We start from the raw sequence: 2,573 nt of genomic DNA, 5'->3' as shown, positions 1-2,573 counted from the left end.
AAGGGTTTTCGGCGGCATTATATTATCCATAATTCAACTGTAACCTTTGTTCCCAAGGCCGATGATATATCAGCCAAAAATTGTCGCATCAGTCAGATGGCTTTTACTATAGAGAGACTTGGCCAATGACGCTAGTCAGACCGGACAAGAATTTTTCGGCTAAAACTGGACACCTGCCTTTAATTGCGACGCCAAGCTTTGTTGAATGAGCGGCACCGAAATGGCAAAATTCACACCAGCATCAATATCGGCTTCTTTGGTAAAAATACCATCAATCAAACCAAGTAACCGGCCTTGTGGGTCAACCAAGGCCCCGCCAGACATCCCCGGATTTACCGCCGCATCTGTCTGGATAAAATCTTCGATGTCGTTAAACCCTATATTGGAACGCCGAACCGCAGACACAATACCGCAGGTCATTCCCGTACCAAGACCAAAACTATTGCCAAGCGCGCAAACATGGCTTCCGATCACGGGTTCATCCTGCCGAATTGAAATGCTGATGCCGATCAGTTTTGTTCGCAGGATGGCAATATCCCGTCTTGCATCAATGGCATGAATCACCGCCTTGGCGATTTTTCCGGAAAAATCAATAATTTCAATCGATTCAGCAGCCTCAACAACATGGGCAGCAGTAATGATAAAGGCCGATTCTGCTTTGCCATCGACGCTGAAATAAACCCCGCTTCCAGCAGGTGCCGTTCCTTTTGGCGCGCCAAATCCCGGGCGGTCATATCCTGGCCAAACGGGGTTAACCACCACAACAGATTTTTGCGCCTGCACCCATGTTTGTTCACCATGCGCTGCCTTGGCAGCACTGCCAAACAGGCCTAGAGTAATGGCTATGAGGGCAAGGATAATTTGCCCGTGAAATTTCGTATCTAGCAGGTGATTTACCATCGAGGTTCCCATCAAACGATCAAAGCCAAAAAACCATGTATCGCCGCATTTCAAGATCGGCAATTTTCATATGATTCGCCTTTTTTTCGGTTCCATTGCCGCCAGCCTATTTGTGATTGCACCTGTCCAAAATGCCGCAGCAAGCCAGCCATCCAATGCGCATAGCTTTGCACAATTTTGCCGTGATTTGCAGGCAAAAGACGGTTTCAGTGCGAATCCGGAAGAAATTGCCAATCTTGCCACCGGATTTGCCGCTGAATTTGCCACGAAAAGCCAATGGCGCTTTGATCGTCACGAGATTCGTCAACGCGGCCCTGCCACCCACCTGCAATTCATCTTTCAAACCGATCAAAATATGACAGCAAGGCTGTGGACTGTTTTCATGTCGGGTAGGTTGCGTGGAATGCGCGGTGAAATATTGCAGGGCAAAACCCCCCTTTCATTATCGGCCTTTACTCCCAATTGCATGATCATCGAAAAGCGGCAAATCACCTATCTTGATGATGGCCGCATGCAATATGTGATGATCCAAAAAAATGGCGAACTTGATGATAAGGTTTGGATTAACCCGCCCCCAATTCGGCCAGCAGCCCCCTCCAGCCCAAAACAGAACCACCATCTTCGGATCGGGCATATTGATTCAGGAATCGATTATCGGCGTCCCGCATTTCAGCAATATCTGATCTATGATCAAACCGGCACCCTTGTCGCCCGCGATATGTGGGATGGTGACAATCTGCCCTTTGATGCCAGCCTTGACCAAAGCCCCTTTTACCCACAAAGCCACGGAAGCTATGTTGTTGATATTCTGCATCAATCAGGCGTGGGATTCCAGCTTTTGCCATTACGCTATCCGCGACCGAATATGGCTTTGATGGGCGATGCGGTGGACTGGTTAGCGGCGCAAAACGCCCGCATTGTGATGATGCCTCTCGGCAGCCAATCGCCCGATGATTGGACATATTTTTTCGCCGCGGCGGCGCGTCATCCCGAAATTCTATTTATCATTTCGGCAGGAAATAATGGCGTTGATCTTGGTGAATTGCCCATTTATCCGGCCGTCAATGCGCTGGATAATGCAATCACCGTCACCTCGACTATGCCCGATGGCAGGCTTGCCGAAGGATCAAATTTTGGTATGGCAGTCGATATTGGATTGCCAGCTGAAAACCTGTTGGCAACAGGGGTCAATGCGCGCCAGCGTATGATGTCGGGAAGTAGCTTCGCTGTGCCGAAACTAACCGCATATGTCATTTGTATCGCAAAGGCAGCAACGCCAGCCCACCCAAACGGGAAAGCACTAGCGCAAGCCGTCAAGGCCAGCCTACGCCCCGCTAAATCGGCAGCAGGCTATCGGCAATTTCTATCGGATAGCCATCTTGACGCCACCTGCAAACCATATCGTCAGGATACGAAGGCCAAGATCAAAGACTAAGAGCCGTTACCTGTCAGCCGCACGTTATCGCTTGAATAAACGGATGCTGTATCCATGCCAGTGCTTATCAGCACATTATAGGCAACAAAGGCGATAATGATTGCAACAGTGCTGCTGATTAAAAACATTTTCATGTTAACTTCTCCACTACATGGCCATTGTCACTGCGACATAACGCCAAAATGATTATCTATTTTTGTGTTGCAGATTGCAAGAACGTCACAAGATCTTCACGATC

Annotated in this window: 3 protein-coding genes; 1 reads left to right on the top strand and 2 read right to left on the bottom strand. The window is 48.8% G+C overall.

Going from position 1 to position 2,573, the window contains the following annotated elements:
- Nucleotides 1-159: 159 nt before the first annotated feature.
- Nucleotides 160-963, bottom strand: a complete 804-nt coding sequence (locus ABNT28_RS10800; protein WP_348721597.1) for a trypsin-like peptidase domain-containing protein — start codon at nucleotides 961-963, stop codon at nucleotides 160-162.
- Between the two features lie 7 nt (nucleotides 964-970).
- Here ABNT28_RS10800 and ABNT28_RS10795 point away from each other — a divergent pair, with 7 nt between their 5' ends.
- Nucleotides 971-2,335 (top strand): S8 family serine peptidase, encoded by a 1,365-nt coding sequence (locus ABNT28_RS10795; RefSeq protein WP_348721596.1) that lies wholly within the window; start codon nucleotides 971-973, stop codon nucleotides 2,333-2,335.
- Here the strand turns inward: ABNT28_RS10795 and ABNT28_RS10790 are convergent.
- Nucleotides 2,332-2,469 carry a hypothetical protein gene (locus tag ABNT28_RS10790; RefSeq protein WP_348721595.1) on the bottom strand — a complete coding sequence of 46 codons (138 nt, stop codon included), beginning with the start codon at nucleotides 2,467-2,469 and terminating at the stop codon, nucleotides 2,332-2,334. The genes ABNT28_RS10795 and ABNT28_RS10790 overlap by 4 nt on opposite strands.
- Between the last annotated feature and the right edge of the window lie 104 nt (nucleotides 2,470-2,573).

It is taken from the genome of uncultured Candidatus Puniceispirillum sp. (assembly GCF_963979125.1).
Classification (GTDB): Bacteria; Pseudomonadota; Alphaproteobacteria; order Puniceispirillales; family Puniceispirillaceae; genus Puniceispirillum.
The sequence above is the reverse complement of the archived record's forward strand: the minus strand, read 5'-3'. Positions and strand labels throughout refer to the sequence as shown.

Coding starts and splice junctions, on each gene's coding strand:
- ABNT28_RS10790 (WP_348721595.1), bottom strand. CDS start 2,469: ATGAAAATGTTTTTAATCAGCAGCACTGTTGCAATCATTATCGCCTTT.
- ABNT28_RS10795 (WP_348721596.1), top strand. CDS start 971: ATGATTCGCCTTTTTTTCGGTTCCATTGCCGCCAGCCTATTTGTGATT.